The sequence below is a fragment of the Actinoplanes sp. NPDC051346 genome (assembly GCF_040682215.1).
Lineage (GTDB): Bacteria > Actinomycetota > Actinomycetes > Mycobacteriales > Micromonosporaceae > Actinoplanes.
Genome location: NZ_JBFBAJ010000001.1, coordinates 67,363 through 92,105 on the forward strand (window position 1 = coordinate 67,363; position 24,743 = coordinate 92,105).

General features: G+C 70.9%; 21 protein-coding genes. 16 read left to right on the plus strand and 5 right to left on the minus strand.

Annotated elements, in window-relative coordinates:
• Positions 1-170: 170 nt before the first annotated feature.
• Positions 171-569 (minus strand): MerR family transcriptional regulator, encoded by a 399-nt coding sequence (locus tag AB0M36_RS00315; RefSeq protein ID WP_364150108.1) that lies wholly within the window; start codon positions 567-569, stop codon positions 171-173.
• A gap of 1,061 nt (positions 570-1,630) precedes the next feature.
• On the opposite strand from AB0M36_RS00315, the gene AB0M36_RS00320 reads away from it, so the two are divergent.
• The 7 genes from AB0M36_RS00320 (at position 1,631) to AB0M36_RS00350 (ending at position 12,714) form a co-directional block, all read left to right on the plus strand.
• Positions 1,631-3,160, plus strand: a complete 1,530-nt coding sequence (locus tag AB0M36_RS00320; protein ID WP_364150111.1) for an amino acid permease — start codon at positions 1,631-1,633, stop codon at positions 3,158-3,160.
• 73 nt (positions 3,161-3,233) lie between these two features.
• The gene (locus tag AB0M36_RS00325; RefSeq protein WP_364150114.1) at positions 3,234-4,580 is read left to right on the plus strand and encodes a glutamine synthetase family protein; all 1,347 of its coding nucleotides are present in this window, start codon (positions 3,234-3,236) and stop codon (positions 4,578-4,580) included.
• An 11-nt stretch (positions 4,581-4,591) separates the two neighbouring features.
• Positions 4,592-5,953: an aldehyde dehydrogenase family protein gene (locus AB0M36_RS00330; RefSeq protein ID WP_364152142.1), complete on the plus strand. Its 1,362-nt coding sequence runs from the start codon at positions 4,592-4,594 to the stop codon at positions 5,951-5,953.
• Positions 5,919-6,728, plus strand: a complete 810-nt coding sequence (locus tag AB0M36_RS00335) for a 3-oxoacyl-ACP reductase (protein ID WP_364150117.1) — start codon at positions 5,919-5,921, stop codon at positions 6,726-6,728. The genes AB0M36_RS00330 and AB0M36_RS00335 overlap by 35 nt, the downstream gene beginning before the upstream one ends.
• Positions 6,729-7,158: 430 nt before the next feature.
• Positions 7,159-7,872, plus strand: a complete 714-nt coding sequence (locus AB0M36_RS00340) for a gamma-glutamyl-gamma-aminobutyrate hydrolase family protein (RefSeq protein ID WP_364150119.1) — start codon at positions 7,159-7,161, stop codon at positions 7,870-7,872.
• A gap of 285 nt (positions 7,873-8,157) precedes the next feature.
• Positions 8,158-8,907, plus strand: a complete 750-nt coding sequence (locus AB0M36_RS00345) for a gamma-glutamyl-gamma-aminobutyrate hydrolase family protein (protein WP_364150122.1) — start codon at positions 8,158-8,160, stop codon at positions 8,905-8,907.
• Between the two features lie 216 nt (positions 8,908-9,123).
• Positions 9,124-12,714, plus strand: coding sequence for a SpoIIE family protein phosphatase (locus AB0M36_RS00350; RefSeq protein WP_364150125.1), 3,591 nt, complete (start codon positions 9,124-9,126; stop codon positions 12,712-12,714).
• On the opposite strand, the gene AB0M36_RS00355 is transcribed toward AB0M36_RS00350, so the two are convergent.
• Complete coding sequence (locus AB0M36_RS00355) at positions 12,701-13,018, minus strand: STAS domain-containing protein (protein WP_364150128.1); 318 nt, start codon at positions 13,016-13,018, stop codon at positions 12,701-12,703. The two genes, AB0M36_RS00350 and AB0M36_RS00355, sit on opposite strands and share 14 nt — an antisense overlap.
• Before the next feature lie 87 nt (positions 13,019-13,105).
• Here AB0M36_RS00355 and map point away from each other — a divergent pair, with 87 nt between their 5' ends.
• Complete coding sequence (gene map / locus AB0M36_RS00360) at positions 13,106-13,963, plus strand: type I methionyl aminopeptidase (protein WP_364150131.1); 858 nt, start codon at positions 13,106-13,108, stop codon at positions 13,961-13,963.
• On the opposite strand, the gene AB0M36_RS00365 is transcribed toward map, so the two are convergent.
• From AB0M36_RS00365 to AB0M36_RS00375, 3 genes are read right to left on the minus strand one after another with little or no spacing between them, the layout of a single operon-like run.
• Positions 13,960-14,673, minus strand: coding sequence for a nucleotidyltransferase domain-containing protein (locus AB0M36_RS00365; protein ID WP_364150134.1), 714 nt, complete (start codon positions 14,671-14,673; stop codon positions 13,960-13,962). The two genes, map and AB0M36_RS00365, sit on opposite strands and share 4 nt — an antisense overlap.
• Positions 14,674-14,732: 59 nt before the next feature.
• Positions 14,733-15,155, minus strand: coding sequence for a DUF4439 domain-containing protein (locus AB0M36_RS00370; protein WP_364150137.1), 423 nt, complete (start codon positions 15,153-15,155; stop codon positions 14,733-14,735).
• On the minus strand, positions 15,152-15,598 hold the full coding sequence (locus AB0M36_RS00375) for a hypothetical protein (protein ID WP_364150140.1): 447 nt from the start codon (positions 15,596-15,598) through the stop codon (positions 15,152-15,154). The genes AB0M36_RS00370 and AB0M36_RS00375 overlap by 4 nt, the downstream gene beginning before the upstream one ends.
• 241 nt (positions 15,599-15,839) lie before the next feature.
• Between AB0M36_RS00375 and rimP the strand changes: the two genes are divergently transcribed.
• The 8 genes from rimP (at position 15,840) to AB0M36_RS00415 (ending at position 24,413) form a co-directional block, all read left to right on the plus strand.
• Positions 15,840-16,517, plus strand: a complete 678-nt coding sequence (gene rimP, locus AB0M36_RS00380) for a ribosome maturation factor RimP (RefSeq protein WP_364150143.1) — start codon at positions 15,840-15,842, stop codon at positions 16,515-16,517.
• The gene (gene nusA / locus AB0M36_RS00385) at positions 16,514-17,530 is read left to right on the plus strand and encodes a transcription termination factor NusA (RefSeq protein WP_364150146.1); all 1,017 of its coding nucleotides are present in this window, start codon (positions 16,514-16,516) and stop codon (positions 17,528-17,530) included. The genes rimP and nusA overlap by 4 nt, the downstream gene beginning before the upstream one ends.
• Positions 17,531-17,582: 52 nt before the next feature.
• Entirely contained in the window at positions 17,583-17,891 is a 309-nt protein-coding gene (locus AB0M36_RS00390; protein ID WP_364150149.1) for a YlxR family protein, read from the plus strand.
• Positions 17,892-17,998: 107 nt separating this feature from the next.
• Positions 17,999-21,058: a translation initiation factor IF-2 gene (infB, locus tag AB0M36_RS00395; protein WP_364150152.1), complete on the plus strand. Its 3,060-nt coding sequence runs from the start codon at positions 17,999-18,001 to the stop codon at positions 21,056-21,058.
• A gap of 64 nt (positions 21,059-21,122) precedes the next feature.
• Positions 21,123-22,148, plus strand: coding sequence for an SAM-dependent methyltransferase (locus tag AB0M36_RS00400; RefSeq protein WP_364150154.1), 1,026 nt, complete (start codon positions 21,123-21,125; stop codon positions 22,146-22,148).
• Positions 22,149-22,202: 54 nt separating this feature from the next.
• Positions 22,203-22,496, plus strand: a complete 294-nt coding sequence (locus tag AB0M36_RS00405) for a DUF503 domain-containing protein (protein WP_364150157.1) — start codon at positions 22,203-22,205, stop codon at positions 22,494-22,496.
• Positions 22,497-22,908: 412 nt separating this feature from the next.
• On the plus strand, positions 22,909-23,379 hold the full coding sequence (gene rbfA / locus AB0M36_RS00410; protein WP_364150160.1) for a 30S ribosome-binding factor RbfA: 471 nt from the start codon (positions 22,909-22,911) through the stop codon (positions 23,377-23,379).
• Entirely contained in the window at positions 23,376-24,413 is a 1,038-nt protein-coding gene (locus tag AB0M36_RS00415) for a bifunctional oligoribonuclease/PAP phosphatase NrnA (RefSeq protein ID WP_364150162.1), read from the plus strand. The genes rbfA and AB0M36_RS00415 overlap by 4 nt, the downstream gene beginning before the upstream one ends.
• Positions 24,414-24,743: the final 330 nt, after the last annotated feature.

Genomic DNA, 24,743 nt, shown 5'->3' on the forward strand with positions numbered 1-24,743 from the left:
CCGGTTGGTCGCGGTGCTGGTGGGTCCGGTGCCGGTCGGGCCGCGGAGTGCCGGTTGGTCGCGGTACTGGTGGGTCCAGTGCCGGTCGGGCCGCGGAGTGCCGGTTGGTCGCGGTACTGGTGGGTCCAGTGCCGGTCGGGCCGCGGTGCTGTGGGGTCGCGGTGCTGGGGCTATGGCGCGGTGGGGGAGTGGTCGGTGCGGGGTGTGGGGTAGTAGCTGGTGGTAGCGATGTCGGGGTGTGTCGGAGTGGGGATGTTGGCATCGTGGTCGGCGGTGAGGGTGCCGCCGAGCTCGATGATCCGGCGGTGGGCCGCCGCGAGCCGGTCTTCCAGGGTGACGATGCGGCAGGCGGCCGTCAGGAGGATCCCCTCGTCGAGGAGATGGCGTACCCGGCCGGCCAGCCAGAGCTGATGCCGCGAATACCGCCGATGGCCGCCCAGTGAGCGCTGAGGCTCGATCAACCCGGCCGTTCCCAGGCTGCGCAGGAATGCGGGCGTCACGCCGAGCATGTCGGCGGCACGTCCCATCGTATACGCCGGGAAGTCGGCGTCGTCGAACGCAGTACTCATCGAGCCTTCCGAAGGGGGACGACACATAGGGGGCGACGTGCAAGGGAGCGACACAAGGGGCATACACAAGGACGCGGGTGAGGGGAGGTCGCTGGGAGGACGAGCCTGGGAGGCAGGCGGCTGAGGGAGAGCGCTGGGGGCGGCTGGGAGGACGAGCCTGGGAGGCAGGCGGCTGAGGGAGAGCGCTGGGGGCGGCTGGGAGGACGAGCCTGGGAGGCAGGCGGCTAGAGGGACGCGACTGGAAGCAGGCAACTGGGGACGCGAAGACCGAGGCGGCGCGACCAAGAGCGAGACATAGTCCAAGGCCCCGGCGGGTTACCGGGGCCTTGGTTCTTCAATTCTGGTGCCGACCGTCGTCGGCACGGCCGTTCCGCCTGCGTGCCGCTAGCGGACGGCCGGAGTGATGGGCATCGGCTGCGATCACCTCTTGTCGATTTGGGGACGTGGTGATTACGCGTTGCTGCGGTATCTCGTCCTCCTTAACCAACTCAGGGTCTGTGCCAGTTGCGTGCCGGCTGTGCGTGGCCGACCACCCGATACTAGGCCCGCCACGTGTCAATTTCTAGACTCGCCGCTGTAGATTTTTCGGCCGAGAAGCTGAGCAAGCCGAGAAGCTGAGCAAGCCGAGAAGCTGAGCAAGCCGAGAAGCTGAGCAAGCCGAGCAAGCTGACGGAGTCAGGAGCGGAGCGACCCGAAAGCCGAGGAGCGGCAGCGCGGGGCGGGCGCATGGCACAGCGCATCGCTGTGTCGAGAGAGAGGTGACCGCGCCCCGCGCCGCCGCGGGTGGGAGCGCCGTGCGGCGGCTCCCGGGTGTTCGCGATGCCTGCCGAGGGCTCGCGCGCCGTGGTGCGGCGTCAGAACACCGGCAGGGCCGCGCGTGTCTCGCGGGTGAGCCCGCGTCGCGCATTGGTTGACCCTGACATGCGTACGAGTGTGCGTGTTGTGCTTCGCGCTGGGCAACGCAATTACGGGGACTCATTGACGGCTGTCGCGCCACGGGTGGATCATCACCCAACGGCGGTGGCCCAGGTCACAGCTGCCACTCGGTCTAGGGAGCCTGTATGAGCGCTGACCCTGTCCCCAGCACCGACGAAGAACGGCTCGCCCAGCTCGGCTACCAGCAGGAACTGCATCGCCGACTGTCCGGCTTCTCGAACTTCGCGGTCTCCTTCTCGATCATCTCGATTCTCGCCGGCGCGATCACGTCGTACGGCGTCGCCATGAACGCCGGTGGGCCGCTCGCCATTACCCTCGGGTGGCTTTTCGTCGGGATCATGGTCACCTTCGTGGCGTTGGCGATGGCGGAGGTCTGTTCCGCCTATCCGACCGCGGGCGCCCTCTACTGGTGGGCCGCCGCCCTTGCCAAACGCAACAAGGCCGCCTGGGCCTGGTTCGTCGGCTGGTTCAACTTCCTCGGCGAGGTCGCCGTCACCGCCGCGATCGACTTCGGTGCGGCGATGACCACCGCCGCCTTCCTGGGTCTGACCTTCGACATGGAGGTGACCGCGCCGCGGATCTTCCTGATCTTCCTGGTCATCATCGTGGTGCACGGCCTGCTCAACACGTTTGGCGTGAACCTGGTCCGGTTGCTGTCCGATGTGAGTGCTTGGTGGCATCTCGTCGGGGTCGCCGTCATCGTTGTCGTGCTCGCCGTCGTGCCTGACAACCACAAGCCGATCTCGGAGGTCTTCTTCGAGGTGCAGAACTCCACCGGCTTCACGTTCGCCGGTGCGGGTGCCTATGCCGTTCTCGTGGGGCTGCTGATGGCGCAGTACACGTACACGGGATATGACGCTTCGGCGCACGTGGCGGAAGAGACCCACGACGCGGCGCGGGCAGCGCCGCGCGGCATCGTGATGTCGGTGGTGGTCTCGGTCATCGCCGGCTTCGTCTTGCTGGTCGCCATCACGTGGTCCATCCAGGACTACGAGGCGGAGCGTACGACCCTGCTCGGCCTGCCGCCGGCCCAGATCTTCATCGACGCCGTCGGACACGACCTCGGGACCTTCCTGCTGTTCATCTGCATGGTCGCGCAGTGGTTCTGCGGCATGGCATCGGTCACCGCGAACTCGCGGATGGCGTATGCCTTCGCCCGTGACGGCGCGCTGCCCGGCTCGCGGTTGTGGAAGCAGGTCAACCCCCGCACGGGTACGCCGACGAACTCGATCTGGCTCTGCGTGACGCTGAGCACCCTCCTGGTGCTGCCGTCGTTGTGGAACACGACCGCCTACCTGGCGGCGACGTCCATCGCCGTCATCGGCCTCTACATCGCTTACGTCGGCCCTGTGCTCCTGCGGCGGCTCAGCCCGGACTTCCAGCCGGGTCCGTGGCATCTTGGCCGGTGGAGTGCGCCGATCGGGTGGATCGCCATCGTCTGGGTCGGGATCATCTGTGTGCTGTTCGTCCTGCCCACGACCAGTCCGGTCACGGCCAAGACCTTCAACTACACGATCGTCGCCGTACTGGTCGTCGTCGGCGCCGCGGGCGTCTGGTGGTTCGCGAGTGCGCGGAAGTGGTTCACCGGGCCCAAGCAGAACCTCATCGAGAAGGCGGCGCACGGCGAGCAGACCATGCCGACCCCACCGGAGTGATCATCCATCGTCGGGCCGGGTCCCCGGCCCGGCCCGACGAGAAATGTCAGCCCCATGCGATAGGACTGCACCCATGGAACTCGAGGACCTCGCCGTCGCCGTCGACAACGGCAGCATCGACACGGTGCTGCTCGCACTCACCGACATGCAGGGCCGCCTGCAGGGCAAACGGCTACACGGCCGCTACTTCATGGATGAGGTGGTCTCCGGAGGCAGCGAGGGCTGCAACTACCTGCTCGCGGTCGACGTCGACATGAACACCGTCGGCGGTTACGCGATGTCGTCGTGGGACAGCGGCTATGGCGACTTCGTCATGCGCCCCGACTTCGACACGCTGCGGCCGGTGCCGTGGCAGCCCGGCACGGCCATGGTCCTTGCCGACCTGGAGACCACCGACGGCCAGGCGGTTTACGCCTCGCCCCGACAGATCCTGCGCCATCAGCTCGACCGGTTGGCCGCGCACGATCTCACCGCGTTCGCCGGGACGGAGCTCGAGTTCGTCCTCTTCCGCGACACCTACGAGCAGGCGTTCGCGAAGAACTACCGCGATCTTCAACCCGCCAATCAGTACAACGTGGACTACTCGCTGCTCGGCACCGCCCGGGTGGAGCCGCTGCTGCGCCGCATCCGCAACGACATGGCCGGCGCCGGGCTGGTCCCCGAGAGCGCCAAGGGTGAGTGCAACTTCGGGCAGCACGAGATCGCCTTCCGCTATGCGGATGCGCTCGCCTGCGCCGACAACCATGTGATCTACAAGAACGGGGCCAAGGAGATCGCCGCCCAGGAGGGCATGGCGCTGACCTTCATGGCCAAACCCAACGCCCGCGAGGGCAACTCCTGCCACATCCACTTCTCGCTGCGGGGGCGCGACGGCCGTTCGGCGATGCTCGGCGACGGTCCCGCCCACCTGTCGGTCACCGGGCAGCGGGTGCTCGCCGGACTGCTCGCCACGATGCGGGAGCTCAGCCTGCTCTTCGCGCCGAACATCAACTCCTACAAGCGATACCAGCCGGGCTCCTTCGCGCCGACGGCGCTGCGGTGGGGGGTCGACAACCGGACCTGCGCCCTGCGGATCGCCGGGCACGGCCAGGGCATGCGGGTGGAGAACCGGGTGCCGGGCGGCGACGTGAACCCCTATCTCGCCATCGCGGCGCTCGTCGCCGGCGCGCTGCATGGGATCGAGAACGACCTGTCCCTCGAGGACGAGTTCCAGGGCAACGCCTACGACGACGGCGCCGCGCCCCGGGTGCCGACGACGCTGCGCGACGCCCTGGAGTTGTGGGAGCGTGGACCGGTGGCTACGGCGGCGTTCGGGAGCGAGGTGGTCGCGCACTACGCGAACATGGCCAGGGTGGAGCTGACCGCCTTCGACGCCGCGGTCACCGACTGGGAGCTCCGCCGAGGCTTCGAAAGAATGTGAGTGGGTGAGTGGTGGACAGCAGTGAGGTGCTCGATCCGGCGAGCGGTGGGGTGCTGGCGACCGTGCAGGCGTTCGGGGTGGCGGAGACCGATGCCGCGATCGAGCGGGCACAGCGGGCTTTTCTGTCGTGGCGGCAGGTGGCGCCGGGGGATCGGGCCCGGTTGCTGCGGCGGTTCGCCGCGGTCGTGGACGAGCATGTCGAGGAGCTCGCCGGGCTCGAGGTGAGCAACGCCGGGCACACGATCGGCAACGCGCGCTGGGAAGCGGGCAACGTTCGCGACGTTCTCGACTATTACGCGGCCGCGCCGGAGCGGCTGTCCGGGCGGCAGATTCCGGTGCCCGGCGGCATCGACGTGACCTTTCATGAGCCGCTCGGCGTGGTGGGCATCATCGTGCCGTGGAATTTTCCGATGCCGATCGCCGGGTGGGGGTTCGCGCCGGCGCTGGCCGCGGGTAACACCGTCGTGCTCAAGCCGGCCGAGCTGACCCCGCTGACCGCGATCCGCCTCGAAGAGCTGGCGTTGGAAGCGGGGCTGCCCGAGGGCGTGTTCACGGTGGTGCCGGGCAAGGGCAGCGTCGTCGGGCAGCGGTTCGTCGCGCATCCGGCCGTGCGCAAGGTCTGCTTCACCGGGTCCACCGAGGTCGGAAAGTCGATCATGGCGGGCTGCGCCGATCAGGTGAAGCGGGTGACCCTCGAGCTGGGCGGCAAGAGCGCCAACATCGTCTTCGCCGATGCCGATCTCGAACGTGCCGCGGCCGCCGCGCCGGGCGGGGTCTTCGACAACGCCGGGCAGGATTGCTGCGCACGGTCGCGGCTGCTCGTGCAGGAATCGGTGTACGAGCGGTTCCTCGCGCTCCTCGAGCCGGCCGTCAAGGCCTTCCGGGTGCAGGACCCGAGTCTCGACACCGCCGAGATGGGTCCACTGATCTCGGCCGCCCACCGGGACAAGGTGGCCTCCTACACCGCCGCGGCAGAGGTGGCCTTCACCGGCGAGGCGCCGAGCGGCGACGGATGGTGGTTCCCGCCGACCGTCCTGCTCGCCCGCTCGTCCAGCGATCCGCACTGGCGCGAGGAGGTCTTCGGGCCGGTGCTGTCGGTCATGCCCTTCCGCGACGAGGCCGAGGCGATCGAGCTGGCCAACGACACCGAGTACGGGCTCTCCGGCTCCCTCTGGACCCGCGACCTCGGCCGGGCGTTGCGCATGGCGCGGGCCGTGGAGACCGGCAACCTCAGCGTCAACTCGCACTCGTCGGTGCGCTACTGGACGCCGTTCGGTGGGATGAAGCAGTCCGGGCTCGGCCGTGAGCTGGGCCCCGACGCGCCACTGAGCTTCACCGATGTCAAGAACGTGTTTATCTCGACGGACAGCTGAGAGGGTCGGCGTGGAACGTTTGCAGGATCGGGTCGCCGTTGTCACCGGGGCCGGCAGCGGCATCGGGCTCGCGACCGTGCGGCGGTTCGCCGCCGAGGGTGCCAGGGTGGTCTGCGTCGACATTTCGCCGGACGCGGGCAAGGCCGCCGCCGATGAGGTGGGCGGCGAGTTCGTCGCCTGCGACGTCAGCGACGAGGAGGCGGTGCGGGCACTCTTCGACGGGGTGGCCGAGCGGCACGGCCGGGTGGACATCGCCTTCAACAACGCGGGCATCTCCCCGCCCGATGACGATTCCATCCTGGTCACCGGGATCGAGGCCTGGGAGCGGGTGCTCAAGGTCAACACCACCAGCGTCTTCTTCTGCTGCAAGTACGCGATTCCGCACATGCGGCGTCAGGGGAAGGGCTCGATCATCAACACGGCGTCGTTCGTCGCGCTGCTCGGTGCGGCGACGTCGCAGATCGCGTACACGGCGAGCAAGGGCGGCGTGCTGGCCATGACGCGCGAGCTCGGCGTGCAGTTCGCCCGCGAGGGCATCAGGATCAACGCGCTGTGCCCGGGGCCGGTGGCGACGCCGCTGCTCATGGATCTGTTCGCCAAGGATCCCGAGCGTGCGGCCCGGCGGCTCGTGCACGTGCCGATGGGCCGCTTCGCCGAGCCGGAGGAGATCGCGGCGGCGGTCGCCTTCCTGGCCAGCGACGACGCGTCGTTCATGACGGCCGCCCAGTTCGTCGTGGACGGCGGCATCACCGGGGCCTACGTGACGCCGCTGTGAGTCACGATCTGGCACAGCCAATCCGTGATGGTTTGTTTAAAACGATCAGTCCGGGGGCACCGATCGTTCACGCGCTGCTCAGGCAGCGCGCAGGGGTCGAATCCCCGCCGGTGCACGCTTCGATCGCTGCGCCGGTGGGAGGCACGGGCCCGGGCGCGGCGCCAGCCCTCAGGGACCGGCGTCGCGCGCTCGTGTTGTCGGGAGACCACGCCGACCACGCGGCACAACCACCGCCGAGCTCGCCGGCCAGCCGCCGCGCCTGCACGACCGCCAGGTCAGGCCCTAAGCCGGCCAGTTGCCGCGCCTGCACGACCGCCGGGTCAGGGCCTAAGCCGGCCAGTTGCCGCGCCTGCACGACCGCCGGGTCAGGGCCTAAGCCGGCCAGTCGCCGCGCCTGCATCACCGCCGGGTCAGGGCCTAGGTTGGCCTGATGCGTCCCGTCATTGGCATCACCACCTACGTGGAGCCCGCCAGCTGGGCGGTGTGGCATGACCTGCCCACCGCGCTGATTCCCCACGACTACGTGGCCGCCGTGACCGCCGCCGGCGGCCGGGCGGTGCTCCTGCCGCCCGACGACCTCGACGCCGACGTGCTGCGGGTTCTCGACGGCCTGGTGCTCAGCGGCGGCGCCGACCTCGACCCCGAGCTGTACGGCGCCCGCCCGCAGCCGCTGACCGTCACGCGGCCCGACCGCGACTCGGCGGAGTTGCTGCTGGCGCGGGCCGCACTCGACCTCGACCTGCCGGTGTTGGGGATCTGCCGGGGAATGCAGCTCCTGGCCGTGGCCGCCGGCGGCTCGCTGCACCAGCATCTCCCCGACGTGCTGGGCCACGACCGGCACCGGCCCGCTCCCGCCGTCTACGGGCGGCAGGAGGTGCGCTTCACCGAGGGCAGCCGGATCGCCGGCCTCATGGGTGAAGACCGCGAAGTGCACTGCTACCACCATCAGGGTGTCGCCGACGCCGGCTCGCTGACAGTCACCGGACACGCGGACGACGGCGGAGTGGAAGCGGTCGAGGACCCGACGCGGTCCTTCGTCGTCGGCGTCCAATGGCATCCGGAAGTGACGCGCGACAAACGGTTGTTCGGCGCGCTCATCGCAGCCGCGTCCCGCCGCGGGGGACTTGCGCACCCGATGGGGTGAACGACGGAATTCGCCGGAATTCGTAGGCCGCCGACCGTGTTGGAAATGAGCGCCGCTCCCCACTCGTCGACGACGATGTCGCTGGCCGGGGTCTGGCTGGTGTGGGGTGATTCGGACGGAATCGGCCGGATGGGAACGCCGTGACGGCGCGAGGAAAACGTCGGTGATCAACAGATTGCGACGGGCGGCGATGGGTTATGGAAAAGCCGACCGCCCAATTCCCCCTAAGGCCTCGCATTCGCCGGCCGATAGCGAAGACCTGGAGACCCGAGGAGGTTCGCACGTATGCGCAGGCCTTTGATCGGACTGACCTCGTATGCCGAACACGTGAAGTACAACGGCAACGACGTCATGGCCGGGATGCTCCCCATGTCCTACGTCAAGGCCGTGCACGCCACCGGCGGGCGAGCGGTTCTGATCACCCCCGACGATCCCGACACCGACGTGATCGAGTCGCTCGACGGCATCGTCTTCGCGGGCGGCGGCGATGTGGACCCTTCGCACTGGGGCGCCGAGCCGCATCCGGCGACCGATACCGACCCCGTCCGCGACCTCTCCGAGCTGATGCTGATGCGGGCCGCGCTCGACGCGGACCTGCCCGTCCTCGGGGTGTGCCGGGGCATGCAGCTGATGGCGGTCGCGACCGGCGGATCGCTGCACCAGCACCTTCCCGACCTGGTCGGCCACGACCGGCACCGAGCCTCTCCCGGCACTGACCCGCTCGCAGCGGACTCCTCGTCGTTCGGCCGGCACGACGTCGAGGTGCGGCGCGGCTCGCGGGCCATGGCTCTGCTCGGGTCGCACCTCACCGTGAATTCCTTCCACCACCAGGCGGTCGATGATCCCGGCACCTTCACGGTCAGCGGCTGGTGCCCCGACGACCGGATCGTGGAGATCCTCGAGGACCGCGACCTGACCTTCGCCCTGGGCGTGCAGTGGCACCCGGAGCGGACCCGCGACCTACGGGTCTTCGCCGCGCTGGCCGAGGCAGCCGCCCGCCGCTCGGGACTGGGCCGGTCAAGCCTCGCCGCCTGATCCCGCGCCCGCCGCGCTCGGGACTGGGCCGAGCAAAAGACTGGGCCGAGCGAGGAACTGGGCCGAGCAAAAGACCGCGCCGAGCGAGCCTGATCCCGCGCCCGCGACCGGCAGGGGCCGGGGTTGCCAGGCGGGCGCGGCTGGTTACCGTTACCGTGCAATTTTCACCAGCGCTGTGCCGATCACGACCGGTCCAGCACCAGTTCTGGAGGATGCATGGGCGGCGCCCTGCCGGAGCGGCTCCGGATGGCGTTCGAGCGCGGCGGCGAGATGGGCCGCCGGATGCTCGCCCTGGACTGGGCGGCCACTCCGCTGGGCGTACCCGCGCGGTGGCCCGAGGAGCTCGCCAACGCCGTGGCGACGATGCTCGCCTCGAAGGCGCAGATCGTGCTCTTCTGGGGGCCCGACCACTGCGCGCTCTACAACGACGCGTACATCACCACGATGGGCAGCAAGCATCCCGGACACCTGGCCCGCCCCGGGCGGGAGATGTGGGCCGAGACGTGGTCGCTGCTGCAGGACCTCTTCGACGGGGTGACCGCGGCCGACGAGGCGTACTACGCCGCCGACCATCCGTTCATGCTCGAGCGGTACGGCTTCCTCGAGGAGACGTACTTCGACATCTCGTACGACCCGATCCGCCGCGAGGACGGCACGGTGGGCGGCGTGTTCTGCATCGTCAGTGACACCACCCGGCGGGTGCTCGCGGACCGCCGGGTCCGGACGCTCAGCCGGCTCGGCTCCCTGCTGGCCGATTCGCCGGATCAGGCGGCGCTCGGCGCCCAGGCGGCGCGGGTTCTCGGCGAGAACCGAGGCGACGTGCCGTTCGCGGCGCTCTATCTGGACGACACCGCCGACGATGGCGTCCCCCACGGGACGCTGCGCCGGGTCGTCGAGGAAGTCATACGCACGAACCGGCCCGCCGAGCTGCCGGTCGTCGCGGTCACGGGCTCGCCGCCGCCGTCGGCCGCGGACCAGGCCCTGGTGCTGCCGGTCGGCATGGGCGGCAGCGACGTCGGCGTCCTCGTTGTCGGGATCAGCCGCTACCTGGCCCTGGACGGCGGGTACCGGGACTTCCTGGATCTCGTCGCCGCGCAGATCTCCCGGGCCGTGACGAATCTGCGGACGTACGAACAGGAACGCCGCAGGGCCGCCGAGCTGGCCGCGCTGGACGCGGCGAAGACGAACTTCTTCTCGAACGTCAGCCACGAGTTCCGGACCCCGCTGACCCTGATCCTGGGCCCGCTCGAGGACCTGCTGGCGAGCCGGGGCCTCGGCGACGAGCTGCGGGACCGTCTGCTGCCGATGCAGCGCAACGGTCTGCGTCTGCTGAAGCTGGTCAACACCGTGCTCGATTTCTCGCGGCTGGAGTCGGGGCGGCTGCGCGCGGCGTACCTGCCCACCGACCTTGCCGACTATACGGCGCGATTGGCCAGCACGTTCCGCTCGGCCGCCGAGCGGGCCGGTCTGGACCTGCGTGTCGACTGTCCCCCGCTGAGCGGGCCGGTCCACGTCGACCGCGAGATGTGGGAAAAGATCGTCTTCAATCTGCTCTCCAACGCCGTCAAGTTCACCCGGTCGGGCGGCATCACCGTCCGCCTCGGCGAACGGTTCGGCTCCGCGGTGCTGGAGGTCGAGGACACCGGCATCGGCGTCAGCGAGGAGGATCAGCAGCTGCTGTTCGATCGCTTCCACCGGGTCACCGGGACCTGGTCGCGCAGCCACGAGGGTACGGGCATCGGCCTGGCCCTGGTCCGCGAGCTGGCCGAGATGCACGGCGGCACGGCGACCGCGCGCAGCGAACTCGGCGCCGGGAGCACGTTCACGGTGACCCTTCCGCTCGGCACGGCGCACCTGCCCGCCGATCGGATCGTCGACGAGCGCACCGCGGCCTTGCCCGACGAGCAGGCCCGCCTCTATGTCGAGGAGGCGCACTGGTGGCTCGGCGACACGGGATCGGAACCGGGCCCTCCGGCGCCGCCCGGCGAGGTGGAGGACGGCCGCCGGGGTCGGGTGCTGCTCGTCGACGACAACGCCGACCTGCGGGACCACGTCGCGCGGCTGCTGAGGCCGTACTGGGAGGTCACGACCGCCGTCGACGGCCAGGAAGCCCTCGAGCAGGCCCGATGCGAGCCGTTCGACCTGGTGCTCACCGACGTGATGATGCCGCGGCTGGACGGGTTCGGCCTGATCAAGGCGTTGCGCGCCGACGAACGTACGCGGGACGTCCCGATCGTCGTGCTCTCCGCCCGGGCGGGCGAGGAGTCCTCTGTCGAGGGACTGTCCGCGGGTGCCGACGACTATCTGATCAAGCCCTTCTCGGCCCGCGACCTGACCGCACGCGTACGGGCCAATCTGGAGCTGGGACAGCTGCGCCGACAGATCATCAGCCGGCTGCGCGGCCTGGTCGACGCGGCGGCGGCGGTCAACACCGTGCGGACCACCGCCGAGGTGCTCGAGGTGGCCGCCCGGCATGTCGCGGCGATGACCTCGGCCGGCCGGGTCGTGATGACCGCGCCCGGGGCCCGCGCCGAGGTGGTCGGCGGCGGCACCGGGTCGGCGGACCCCGACACCGTTCTGCCGTTGCCGGACACCGCGGGTGCGACGCTCGGCGAGCTCATGGTCTGGTCCGGTGCCGACGGCGAGCTCGAGCCGGTGCTGCTGACCCAGCTGGCCCGCCTCATCGGCCTGCGCCTGGAGAACGCCCGCCTCTACGAGGCCGAGCACCGGATCGCCAGCACGTTGCAGCACAGCCTGCTGCCGCAGTCGCTGCCGCGGGTGCCGGGTGCGATCGTGGCGAGCCGCTACCTGCCCGGCAGCAGCGAGGCCGAGGTCGGCGGCGACTGGTACGACGTCATCCAGGTCCCCGGCGACCAGCTCTTCCTCGTCATCGGTGACGTGGTCGGCAAGGGGGTGCAGGCCGCCGCGGGGATGGGACAGCTGCGCAACGCGCTCCGGGCGTACATTCTGGAGGGTTTCGACTGCGGTGAGGCCTTGACCCGCCTCAACCGGCTGGTGGACAACCTGGGTCGGCGGCAGTTCGCCACCGTGGTGTGCGTGCGTTTCGATCCGCGGACGCGGGAGCTGCACTACTCCGCGGCGGGACACCCGTCGCCGGTGCGTGCCGCGTCCGGGCAGGAGGGCGAGTTCCTCTACACCTCGGCGTTGGGGCCACCGATCGGGGCGCTGGCGGCCTCGACCTATCCGACGCTGCGGGCCGAGCTGGCACCCGGCGACCGGCTGCTGCTCTACACCGACGGCCTGGTGGAGGACCGGCGGCAGGGCATCGACAGCGGTCTCGCCGAGCTCCGCGCCGACCTGGCCAAGCCGGCCGACCACGTCGAGGATCTGCTCGACAACCTGCTGACGAAGGCGGCCCGGCACAGCCGTCGCGACGACATCGCGCTGCTCGCGTTGCAGGCCACCGAGCCGCGCGAGTTCGTGCTGCGGCTTCCGGCCGATCCGACCCGGCTCAGCGTGCTGCGCCGGCGGCTGGAGGACTTCCTCACCGGCAACGAGGTGCCGGAGAACGACATCTTCGACCTGATGGTGGCGATCTCGGAGGCGGCGGCGAACGCGATCGAGCACCCGATCGACCCGGTCGAGCCGATGATCACGGTGCGGGTCTCGGTCGACGAGGAGGCGGTGACCGCGACCGTCCGCGACACCGGCAGGTGGCGTCCCGCGACCGGGCCGAGCTTCCGCGGCCGGGGGCTGGCGCTGATCGGCGCCCTGTCGGAGCTGACGGTGACCCGCTCGGAGACGGGCACCTCGGTGACTCTGCGCCGGCCGGTCAGTCGCGCCTGACCAGCCAGGGCTGCCCGCTGAGGCCGGAGATGTCGAGCACCCGCCGGACCTGCGCGGAGGCGATGACCTCGAGGGCGGTGGGGAAGCGCTCGGCGAGTCGGATCAGCGTGTGGATCGCCGCCGAGTCGAAGAAGGTGACACCGCGCAGGTCGAGCGTGACGGCGCGGGCGTCCTCGTCGGTCGCCGCCTGGAACATCCCGTCCGCGGTCAACATGTCGACCTCCCCGGTCACCACCACGGTGAGGCGGTCGCCGGCCACCGACGTGGTGGCCGAGAAGATGCTCTCGGGGTCGTCTTGATCCACGCTGACACGATTACACAGGGGCCCAGGAGCGGCAACAACCCGTGCACGCCCGCGGAACGGTCCCGGCGGCGGCGATAGGCTGGTGCCATGACCGTTCGTGCCCCGCTCACCCCGGGAAAGCTCGCGCCTTGGCGGGCGGTGCCGCCGCAGATCGTCCGTCCCGAGTACGTCGGCAAGAAGCGCCCGAAAGAGTGGCGCGGTTCGCACGTGCAGACGCCGGAGACGATCGAGAAGATGCGGATCGCGGGGCGGCTCGCCGCGCAGGCGACGCAGCTAGCCGGTGAGCACTGCAAGCCGGGCGTCACCACCGACGAGATCGACCGCGTGGTGCACGAGTTCCTCACCGACCACGGGGCGTACCCGTCGACGCTGGGCTACAAGGGCTTCCCCAAGTCGTGCTGCACCTCGCTCAACGAGGTGATCTGCCACGGCATCCCGGACAGCACGGTGCTCGAGGACGGCGACATCGTCAACGTCGACGTCACCGCGTACATCGGGGGCGTGCACGGCGATACGGACGCGACGTTCTGCGTGGGCGAGGTCAGCGAAGAGGCCCGGCTGCTGGTCGAGCGCACCCACGAGGCGATGATGCGCGGCATCCGCGCGGTGGCGCCGGGACGGCGGATCAACGCCATCGGCCGGGTCATCGAGGCGTACGCCCGCCGGTTCGGCTACGGCGTGGTGCGCGACTTCACCGGCCACGGCATCGGCGAGACCTTCCACAGCGGGCTCTACATCCCGCACTACGACAACCCCCGGCTCGACACCGTGATGGAACCGGGCATGACCTTCACCATCGAGCCGATGATCACCCTCGGCACCCACGAGTACGAGATGTGGGGCGACGGCTGGACGGTCGTCACCAAGGACCGCAAGTGGACGGCGCAGTTCGAGCACACGCTGGTGGTCACGGAGGACGGCTTCGAGATCCTGACGCTGCCCTAGCCGTCGAAGAGGGCACCCAACGGGCCGTCGACCGGGCGGCCGCGGGCGGTGAGCTCCTCCGCCTGCGACTTCAGAACCGCGCCCAGCTCGGTCATGTCGGCGCCGGCCAGTCCGGCGCGCTTCACCGCGTCGGCCCGACTGCGGTAGTACGTGCGGGTGAGCAGCCCGGTGACCAGCGCGGCGTGGAGGCGGGCCTCGGCCATCAGCACGAGGGCGCCGTCGGTCTCGTACCACTCGGCGAGCCGGACAGCGCGGGCGTGCGCGGCCGAGGCGATGCACCAGTTGCGCCGGGCGAGCCCGCTGAACTCCGCCGGCCGGGTCTCGGCCAGCCGCGCGAGATGCCCGTCGCGCTGAGCGGCGAACCATCCGCCCGGGTCGAACAGGTCCCGGGTGGTGAGGTAGCGGTCGGCCTCCAGCGGCCACCGGTGCGTCAGCTCCCGCGACCGGCGCAGCCCCTCGTCGCCGGTCGCCACGCTCAGGTCGACCAGGATGCCGTCGACGCGGCGCAGAGCCGCGCGGGGACCGGCCGCCGGACGGTAGGTGACGACGAACAGGTTGACGTCGCTGCCGTCGGCGTCGTCGCCGTGCGCCATCGAGCCGTGCACGGCGATGGCCCGCACCTCCGCCGACCACCGCCGCAGGATCACGTCGCGCAGTCGGGTGGCCAGATACCACCGCGGGTTGGCCAGGTCGATCTCGTCCAGCGACACCGCTTGATTCTCGGGTACGGGACCCGCGAGTGGAAGATCCTCGATGCTTGCCGTCCGCCTCAGGGGCGTCCGGGCCACGCCAGTGTCGCCGGGGTGACCGAACCGCGCCGCCGCCACCGGGCCGCGCGGACCGCGGCGTCGGTCAGGGCGCTCAGCGCGGTCGACCGGTCGCCGCCCTCGGTGACCGGCAGCACCGCCCGCCACGCCTGGGCCACGCGGTCCTCGACCTGGATCGCCAGCTTGAGCGCGCTCTTGCGGTCGGTCACCGCGAAGGGCAGCTCGTAGCCGGCCGGCGCCGGTGCCGCGCTCGCCTGCACCGCCGCGAGCTTGCTGACCAGCACGTCCCGCCGGTCGCGGTGCGTGGCCTCCGACGCGCGCGCCTCGGTCAGGTCACTGTCGCGGGTGAGCTTGACGCCCAGCACCCCGTACGCGTAGATCGCCGCTTCCTCCGCCGCGAGGGCGGCCGCCAGCTGGGCGTTCACCGCAGCGCCTCGGCGTGGGCGGCCCGTGCGGCGGCGATCGACCCGGTCAGGGCCGCGCGGTCGGCCGGCGCCGTACGGCACGCGGCGGTCGCGGTCTTCTGCGCCGCCTGCTCGGCCTTGCGGAGCGACGCCACGGACTGGGCGTCGCCGGGAGGCTCGGAGGGGGCGGCCGACGGCAGAGCGACGCCGATGACGCCGGCCAGCTCGGCGGCGTGGGCGCGGTGGTCGTCGGCGAGCGGGCTCAGCCTGTCGCGCAGGTCCGGCTCCGCGACGATGGCGCGGTCGTAGGCGGAGGCCAGACGCAGCGCCTGGTCCAGCACGGGTTGCAGCGCGTCCGGCTGTGGCGCCGGGTCGGAATCTTCGTCGAAGAGCCCGCATCCCGCGACCGCGGACACGCCCACGGCCGTTCCCGCGGCCGCGCCCAGGAGCTGACGTCTTTTCACGCCGCCAGTCAACACCATGGCCGCACGTCCGAGACCCGCCCGGGGAGCGCTCCCCGGCCGGGTACACCGCTGACCTGCGCATGGCGCCGAATCGGTGCGGCGGCGGCCGGGTCACGGGCCGGGCACGTTACGCTCTGCGTCAGCCTCCGGGGACATGGCCCCGGTGGCGTGCCGGTGTTTCCGGCGATCGGACGGCGGGCGGCCTGCCACCCGCCGTACTCGAGCAGAAGGGTTGGGCCCGATGACGCAGCGTGGTCGCGCCGGCGCCCGGCCGGCGAACCGCCGCTCCGGGAACCGGGGCCGGGACGCCTCCGATGACAATCGCCCTCCGGCCGCGCCCCGGATCGACCTCGTAGCGGCCCGCGCCCGGGTCCGCGCGGTGATCGAGCCCGTGGTCGTCGCGGCCGGGTTCGACCTCGAAGAGGTGAACCTGTCCCGTGCGGGCCGGCGGCACCTGCTTCGGGTGCTTGTGGACGCCGACGGCGGGATCAGCCTGGACGATGTGGCCGTGGTCTCCCGGGAGATCTCGGCGGCGCTCGACGCGGTCGAGGAGTCCGAGGGCGAGCTGCTCGCGGGCGAGTACCAACTCGAGGTCGGCTCGCCCGGTGTGGACCGGCCGCTGACCCTGCCGCGGCACTGGCGGCGCAACGTGGGTCGGCTGGTGACGGTCGCCGTCGCGGGCCGGTCGTCGACCGGTCGCGTCACCGCGGCCGACGATGCCGGGATCGTGCTGGACGTTGACGGCACGACGAGCGAGGTGGCCTACGCCGACCTGGGCCCGGGCCGGGTGCAGATCGAGTTCAAGCGGCTCGACGAGGCGGTCTTCGCCGACGAGGACGACAACGACGAAGACGCCGACGATGACGATGACGAATCTGACGACGTAGACGACGAGGATGGGGAGGGCGAGGACAAGTGAACATCGACCTCGCGGCGCTGCGCGCCCTGGAGCGCGAGCGGGAGATCCCGTTCGACACGATCCTCGCAGCGATCGAGACGGCGCTGCTGACGGCGTACCGGCACACGGACGGGGCGGAGAGCCACGCCCGGGTGGAGATCGACCGCAAGAACGGCGCGGCGCTGGTCTACGCCCAGGAGCTCGACTCCGAGGGGACGATCGTCCGGGAATGGGACGACACCCCGCACGACTTCGGCCGCATCGCGGCCATGACGGCGAAGCAGGTCATTCTGCAGCGCCTGCGCGAGGCCACCGACGAGGTGCACTTCGGCGAGTACGCCGGGCGCGACGGTGACCTGGTCACCGGCATCGTGCAGGCCGACGCGGCCCGCGCCGAGAAGGGCATCGTCATCGTCGACCTCGGCAAGCTCGAGGCGGTGCTGCCCCAGGCCGAGCAGGTGCCGGGGGAGACGTACGACCACGGTTCGCGGATCCGCGCGATCGTCGTGCACGTGGCCAAGGGCTTCCGCGGACCGCAGATCACCCTGTCGCGGTCGCATCCGGCCCTGGTGAAGAAGATGTTCGCGCTCGAGGTGCCGGAGATCGCCGACGGCACGGTGGAGATCGCCGCCATCGCGCGTGAGGCAGGTCACCGTACGAAGATCGCGGTCCGCTCGACGGTCCCCGGGGTCAACGCCAAGGGCGCCTGCATCGGTCCGATGGGTCAGCGGGTCCGTGCCGTCATGAGCGAACTGCACGGCGAGAAGATCGACATCATCGACTGGTCGGAGGATCCCGCGCAGTTCGTCGGCAACGCGCTCTCGCCGGCGAAGGCCCTGCGTGTGGAGGTCGTGGACGCCGGGGCGCGGACCGCCCGGGTGATCGTGCCCGACTTCCAGCTCTCGCTGGCGATCGGCCGGGAGGGGCAGAACGCCCGCCTCGCGGCCCGGCTGACCGGGTGGCGCATCGACATCCGTCCCGACAACGAGCCGGCGTCGGCCGCGGAGCGCGATGCCGCCGAGACCGGAAGCTGACCGGATACGCGGATCCCGGGTCCGAGGGGTAGACTTTTCGGAGGTCGGCCCGATGCGAACGTGCATCGGCTGTCGCTCACGCGCGCTGACCTCCCATTTGCTGCGGTTCGTCGCGGTGATGGTCGGAGATGGTTTCCGGCTTGAGCCCGATCCGAGCCGTCGGCTGCCGGGTCGGGGAGCGCACCTGCATCCTGATCCGGCCTGCTTCGCGCAGGCGGAGCGGCGTCGCGCCTTCGGGCGGGCGTTGCGTCTCACCGGTGTTGCTGACACCGGCTTGCTTGCCGAGCACATCCGCGCGGTCATGCCGCCCGGAACGACCGATGACGAGGCGTCAGAGCCCCGTCACGACCCAGCAAGGTAGGACGACCGACATGAGCACACGATGAAGTCCCTGAAATGACCAGGCTTCAAGTGCAGGAGTGAGGTCGCTGCGGGTTTGGCTCGCACGACCTCGAAGTGAGGAGTGCAGTGCCAGGTAAGGCCCGCGTACACGAGCTCGCGAAGGAGCTCGGGGTCGACAGCAAGACCGTTCTCGCCAAGCTCAAGGAGATGGGCGAGTTCGTCAAATCCGCATCGAGCACGGTCGAGGCCCCGGTGGCCCGGCGGTTGCGTGGTGCCCTCGACGCCCAGGGTGGTGGCGCTCCGGCGGCCCCCGCCGCGGCGGCCCCGAGTGCGCCCGCGCCCAGCGCGCCCCGTCCCACCCCTACCAGCGCACGGCCGCAGCCGCCGCGCCGGCCCGCCGCCCCTGCCGCGGGTGCACCCAGTGCGCCCGTGTCCCCGGCGCCGAGCCCCGGCCCGACGGTCCGGCCCAAGGCGCCGGTCCCCGGCCGCCCGGGTCCCACGCCCGGCCCGGTCGCCAAGCCGGCGAGTGCCCACGACATCGAGGTGGCGGCCGCCGAGGCACGCGCCTCGGCGCTCAAGGCCGAGCAGGAAGCCGCGGTGAAGGCGGCTCAGGCCGCCCGTACCCGTGACGCCGAGCGTCGGGCGCAGCAGCCCCCGGCCGACGGCACCTCGCGCCCGCGTCCGCCGGGCCCGGGCACGGTTCCGCCGCGTCCCGGCTCGCCCGCGGCCGCACGTCCCGGCACGCCGGGCGCACCCGCCCCGGGTCGTCCCGGTCCGGGCGGCGCACCGCGTCCGCCGGCGCGCGGTCCCGGTAACAACCCGTTCGGTGTCTCCGGTGGCGGTGCCCGTCCGACCCCGTCGGCGATGCCGCGTCCCAACCAGCCGGGCATGCCGCCGCGGCCGAGCCCTGCCTCGATGCCGCCGCGGCCCAGCCCGGCGTCCATGCCCGCGCAGCGTCCCGGTCGTCCGGCGGGTCCCGGCGGCGCCGGTCGTCCCGGTGGTCCCGGCGGCGGCCGTGGCGGTCCCGGCGGCGCCGGTGGTGGCGGCGGTTACCGTGGCGGTCCCGGTGGGGGCGGCGGCGGTGGCGGTGGCTACCGCGGCGGTCCCGGTGGCGGTGGCGGCGGTGCCGGTGGCGGTTTCCGTCCCGGTGGCGGCGGCGGTGCCGGTGGCGGTTTCCGTCCCGGTGGCGCCGGCGGCGGACCGGTCGGTGGCGCTCCGGGTCGTCCCGGTGGCGGCGGCCGTGGCCGTGGCGGCGGTGCCGCGGGTGCCTTCGGGCGTCCGGGTGGCCGGCCGACCCGCGGCCGCAAGTCGAAGAAGCAGCGGCGTCAAGAGTTCGACAACCTGTCGGCTCCGGCCATGTCGTCGGGCGCGCCCCGCGGCAACGGCCAGGAGATCAGGCTGTCGCGCGGCGCGTCGCTCTCCGACTTCGCCGACAAGATCAACGCCAATCCGGGTTCGCTGGTCCAGGAGATGTTCAACCTGGGCGAGATGGTGACGGCGACGCAGTCGTGCTCCGACGACACGTTGCTGCTGCTCGGCGAGCACCTGGGCTTCGACGTGCAGATCGTCAGCCCCGAGGACGAGGACCGCGAGCTGCTCGCGCAGTTCAACATCGACCTCGACGCCGAGATCGCCGAGGACCGCCTCGTCACCCGGCCGCCGGTCGTGACCGTCATGGGTCACGTCGACCACGGTAAGACGAAGCTGCTCGACGCGATCCGCAAGACCAACGTGGTCGCCGGCGAGGCGGGTGGCATCACCCAGCACATCGGCGCCTACCAGGTCGTCGTCCCGCACAACGGCGAGGACCGCGCGATCACCTTCATCGACACCCCGGGCCACGAGGCGTTCACCGCCATGCGTGCCCGCGGTGCCCAGGTGACCGACATCGTGATCCTCGTGGTCGCGGCCGACGACGGCGTCATGCCCCAGACGGTCGAGGCGTTGAACCACGCCAAGGCCGCCGAGGTGCCGATCGTGGTCGCGGTCAACAAGGTCGACAAGCCGGACGCCAACCCGGAGAAGGTCCGGCAGCAGCTCGCCGACTACGGCCTGCTCGTCGAGGAGTACGGCGGCGACACGATGTTCGTCGACGTGGCCGCCAAGCCGGGCATCGGCATCGACGACCTGCTCGAGGCCGTGCTGCTGACCGCTGACGCGTCGCTGGAGCTCACCGCTCCGATCGACGGGCCGGCGCAGGGTGTCGCGGTCGAGGCCCACCTCGACAAGGGCCGCGGCGCGGTTGCCACGGTCCTGGTCCAGAAGGGCACGCTGCGGGCCGGCGACTCGATCGTGGCGGGTGGCGCGCACGGTCGCGTCCGCGCCATGCTCGACGAGAACGGCAACCAGGTCCCCGAGGCGGGTCCGGCGCGTCCGGTCCTCGTGCTCGGTCTGACCTCGGTGCCGGGTGCCGGCGACACGTTCCTGGCCGCCGAGGATGACCGCACGGTCCGGCAGATCGCCGAGCAGCGGCAGGCACGCCGCCGCGCGGCGAGCTTCGCCAACTCGAAGGGCAAGGCCACGCTCGAGACGCTCATGGAGCAGCTCAAGGAGGGCGAGAAGACCTCGCTCACCCTGGTGCTCAAGGGCGACGGCTCGGGTTCGGTCGAGGCCCTCGAGGACGCGCTGTTCAAGATCGAGATCCCGGACGAGATCCAGCTCAAGGTCATCCACCGCGGCGTCGGTGCGATCACCGAGAGCGACGTCAACCTGGCGTCGGCCTCCTCCGAGGCCATCGCCACGATCATCGGCTTCAATGTCCGGGCCAGCAACAAGGTCAAGGAGATGGCCGACCGCGCCGGCGTGGAGATCCGCTACTACAGCGTGATCTACCAGGCCATCGAGGAGATCGAGGCGGCGCTCAAGGGCCTGCTCAAGCCCGAGTACGAAGAGGTCGAGCTGGGCACGGCGGAGATCCGCGAGGTCTTCCGCTCGTCCAAGATCGGTCTCATCGCGGGTTGTATGGTCCGCTCGGGCCTGCTCCGTCGCAACGCCAAGGCGCGCATCCTGCGCGACGGTGTCGTGGTGGCGGACAGCGTCACGATCAGCTCGCTCAAGCGGTTCAAGGACGACGCCACCGAGGTCCGCGAGGGCTTCGAGTGTGGTCTGACGCTCCAGGGCTTCGGCACGCCGCAGGTCGGCGACGTGATCGAGACCTTCGAGATGCGCGAGAAGCCGCGGTCGTAACAACCCCGGCATGATCACGGCCCCCGGTGCTGAGGCACCGGGGGCCGTTGTCTTTACTACTGGGATGTCCCGCTACGCCCTGCTGCTCGCCCCCTCCGCCAACCGCGTCTACGCCGACCAGGCCGGCCGCCTCTCCCTAGCGGAACTGGCGGCGTTCTCCCCGGTGCTCTCCGGCCCGCTCACGGATCTCGCGGAGACCACCATCGGTGGCGTCGGCTACCTCACCTTCTCCGGCGAACTCGACCCGCGGGACATCGCCTACCTGTCCAACCTGTCGGCCGGCTACGCCCTCTTCACGCGGGTCGAGGACGACCTGCTGCGCCCGCTCACCCTCAGCCCGCTGGCCCGCTACGACAGCGACCTCATCACCATCCCGAAGTACGCCGGCAAGACCAACGAGCAGTTCACCAAGCTGCTGCTCAACCTGACGCTGCTCGCCTCCGCCTTCGCGCCGAAAATGCTCGACGGCCGGCTCACGGTCTGCGACCCGCTCGCCGGCCGCGGCACCACGCTCAACCAGGCCCTCATGTACGGCTACGACGCGCTCGGCATCGAGATCGACGGTAAGGACGTGGAGGCGTACAAGCTCTTCCTGCAGACCTGGCTCAAGCGCAAACGGCTCAAGCACACCGCCGAGCTCGTTCCCGTACGGCGCCAGGGCCGCCGCGCCGCCCGCCGCCTCGAGATCACGCTGGCGGCGAGCAAGGAGGACCACAAGGCGGGAGACGTGCAGAAGGTGACGGTGCTGCACACCGACACCACCCAGATCGACGGCCTGCTGCGCCCCCACTGCGCCGACGTGGTCGTCGCCGACCTGCCGTACGGCGTCGCCCACGGCAGCTACGACGACGAGGGCGGCATGTCCCGGCGCCCGCTCGACCTGCTCGAACGAGGCGTACCGGCCTGGCGGAGCCTGCTACGCCCGGGCGGCGCGATCGGCCTCTCCTGGAACCTCAAGGTCGCCAAGCGCGAGCTGGCCGAGGACATCCTGATCGCCAACGGCCTGGAGATCGTCGCCCACCAGGAACTGAGCCACCGCGTCGACCAGGGCATCGAACGCGACGTCCTGGTGGCCCGCAACCCGGCCTGAGCCGCCGGCTAATTCGGATGATCTTGTCGGAGGGTTGGCGTAGTCTGCTCGCTGATGTACACGGAGACCGCGCTCTTTGACCTGCTCCTGCCCGGCGACTCCCGATCGCTGAAGCAGAAGCGCTCCTATGTCCGGCCGATCATCGCGATGCTGCGCAAGTTCGAGGTCAGCGTCGCCGAGGTCGGCATGCACGATCTGCACGCGCGGGCCCAGATCGGGGTCGCCGTGGTGGCGGCCGAGCCCAGCCAGGCCCGGGCCGTGATCGACACGTGTGAGAACCAGGTGGCGGGACGGCCCGAGATCGAGCTGCTGTCGGTCCGCCGTCGCCTCTACGGCGCCGACGACTGAGTTCGCCCGCGGCTTGGGCGGCGCGTGGGTTCGCTCGCGGCCTGGTCGGTGCGTGGCGGGGCGTTCTGGCCCGCGTGGGCTGATGCTGGCGTCGAGCGGCTGCCATGCCGGTCGCGTGTGGTGTCATGCCGCCCGCGTGTGGTGCCGCGCCGGTCGCGTTCGGTGCACGCTGGCTTTTGGCGGCGCATTGCGTCTTTCTCTGGCGGGGCCGATGTGCCGCTTGGGCGCCTGGCATAGGCGTCGCGCGCCTGGGTGTTTGCTGCCTTGCGGACCTGCGTGTCTGATGGGCGGGCCGGTGGGATGGTGGTGACGCACCGGCGGGACGTTCGGGCCTGGGCGGTCATGGGTAGGCTCTCTGCGTTGGGCGGGGGTTGGACTTACCCCGGAGGCACGGTTGTCGGAGGTGGGCGATATGTCGGACCCGGCCAAGACGCGACGGCACGCGGAGCGGGTGCGGGAGCTGGTGGCTTCGTTGGTGCGCGAGATCAAGGATCCCCGGCTCGGCATGGTGACGGTCACCGACGCCCGGATCACGGGTGACCTGCGGGACGCCCACGTGTACTACACCGTGCTGGGTGACCAGACCGAGCAGGCCTCGACCGCCGCGGCGCTGGAGAGTGCCAAGGGGATGCTGCGCAGCAGGGTCGGGCACGCGCTCGGGCTGCGGCACTCGCCCAGTCTCACGTTCGTGCTGGACAACGTGCTGGACCACGCCAAGGAGATCGACGACCTGCTCGCCGCGGCGCGGCACCAGGACGCTGAGGTGCAGCGGCTGGCCGCCGGCAAGCAGTATGCGGGGGATCCTGACCCGTACAAGTCCGACGACGAGGACGATGACGACGAGGCGGCCGACGATCGGGTGGGCGCCGAGGAGAAACGGTGACGGAGACGGTCGCCAGGACCGTGCCCGTGAGCGTTTCCGAGGCGGACTGGGCCGACGCCGCACGGACGGTGCGGGAGCTGGCCCCGGCCGGCCGGGTGCTGCTGATCTGCCACCTGAACCCGGACGGGGACGCGCTCGGCAGCATGCTCGGCTTCGCGCTGGGCCTGCGCCGGCTCGGCGTCCGTGACCTGCAGGCCACCTTCCCGGGTGACTTCGAGATCCCGGAGCCGTTTACCGGCCTGCCCGGCCTGGACCTGCTCGTGCCGCAGGCTCAGGCGTACCCGGATCCCGATCTGCTCCTGATCTTCGACGTGGCCTCCGAGTCCCGGCTCGGCGGCCTCGCGGACCGGTTGGCGACGGCCCGGGCCACCGTCGTGCTCGACCATCACGCCTCCAACACCCGCTTCGGCGGCGTTCACCTGGTCGATGCCACCGCGGCGGCGACCGCTGTGGTGGTCGAGGAGCTGCTCGATCGGCTCGACGTGCCGCTCGACGCGGAGATCGCGGAATGCCTGTATGTCGCCCTGGCGACCGACACCGGGTCGTTCCGCTTCGACATGACCACGCCGCGGGTGCACGAGATGGCGGCTCGGTTGATCGCGACCGGGCTGCGGCCGGGGGAGATCAGCCGGCGCATCTTCGACAGCCGGCCGTTCGGGGCGATGAAGCTCTTCGCCGACGTGCTCGGCCGCGCTCAGCTCGATCCCACCGCGGCGGCCGGGCACGGCATGGTCTGGACGTACGCGACGCTGGACGACCTGGCCCGTCACGGGCAGCGCCCGTATGTGCTGGATGCCCTCATCGACCCGGTCCGGTGCGTGGCCGAGGTGGACGTGTCCGTCGTGGTCAAGGAGATCGCCGAGGGCGAGTGGGCGGTGTCGCTGCGCAGCAAGGGCGCGGTCGATGTCAGCGCCGTGGCGGTAGCGCTGGGCGGCGGCGGCCACCGCCTCGCCGCCGGATTCACGGGCTACGGCACGCCGGGCGACGTCGTGGTCGCCGTTCGCGAGCAGCTCGACGCTCACCTGCTCGTCTAGCAGCCGCGCGGACGCAGGCGCGGCCCATGGGACGCGCCTGCGGTGGAGCGTCTATCAGCACGACTTCGGCGATCTTTGCGTGATGGGTGTCCCGCTGTGCGGGAAGCATGGGGCACAGAGCGAGACTGAACGATAGCTTGGGTTAACGGTGATTTGGTTTTCGCGAGGTCCCGATCATGGCCCGCCGCGATGACCTCGAGCCACCCGGATGCACCCATCCGGGTCGCGTCGCACGCCACCCGTCCGGTGATCCCGGGCCGGCTTCAGCGGCGCCCCGCTCGAACCGATTCTGTGGGAGGTCCACGCTCATGGCCGCCAAGCCGAAGCCCC

Coding starts and splice junctions, on each gene's coding strand:
- AB0M36_RS00315 (WP_364150108.1), bottom strand. CDS start 569: ATGAGTACTGCGTTCGACGACGCCGACTTCCCGGCGTATACGATGGGA.
- AB0M36_RS00320 (WP_364150111.1), top strand. CDS start 1,631: ATGAGCGCTGACCCTGTCCCCAGCACCGACGAAGAACGGCTCGCCCAG.
- AB0M36_RS00325 (WP_364150114.1), top strand. CDS start 3,234: ATGGAACTCGAGGACCTCGCCGTCGCCGTCGACAACGGCAGCATCGAC.
- AB0M36_RS00335 (WP_364150117.1), top strand. CDS start 5,919: ATGTCAAGAACGTGTTTATCTCGACGGACAGCTGAGAGGGTCGGCGTG.
- AB0M36_RS00340 (WP_364150119.1), top strand. CDS start 7,159: ATGCGTCCCGTCATTGGCATCACCACCTACGTGGAGCCCGCCAGCTGG.
- AB0M36_RS00345 (WP_364150122.1), top strand. CDS start 8,158: ATGCGCAGGCCTTTGATCGGACTGACCTCGTATGCCGAACACGTGAAG.
- AB0M36_RS00350 (WP_364150125.1), top strand. CDS start 9,124: ATGGGCGGCGCCCTGCCGGAGCGGCTCCGGATGGCGTTCGAGCGCGGC.
- map (WP_364150131.1), top strand. CDS start 13,106: ATGACCGTTCGTGCCCCGCTCACCCCGGGAAAGCTCGCGCCTTGGCGG.
- rimP (WP_364150143.1), top strand. CDS start 15,840: ATGACGCAGCGTGGTCGCGCCGGCGCCCGGCCGGCGAACCGCCGCTCC.
- AB0M36_RS00390 (WP_364150149.1), top strand. CDS start 17,583: ATGCGAACGTGCATCGGCTGTCGCTCACGCGCGCTGACCTCCCATTTG.
- AB0M36_RS00400 (WP_364150154.1), top strand. CDS start 21,123: ATGTCCCGCTACGCCCTGCTGCTCGCCCCCTCCGCCAACCGCGTCTAC.
- AB0M36_RS00405 (WP_364150157.1), top strand. CDS start 22,203: ATGTACACGGAGACCGCGCTCTTTGACCTGCTCCTGCCCGGCGACTCC.
- rbfA (WP_364150160.1), top strand. CDS start 22,909: ATGTCGGACCCGGCCAAGACGCGACGGCACGCGGAGCGGGTGCGGGAG.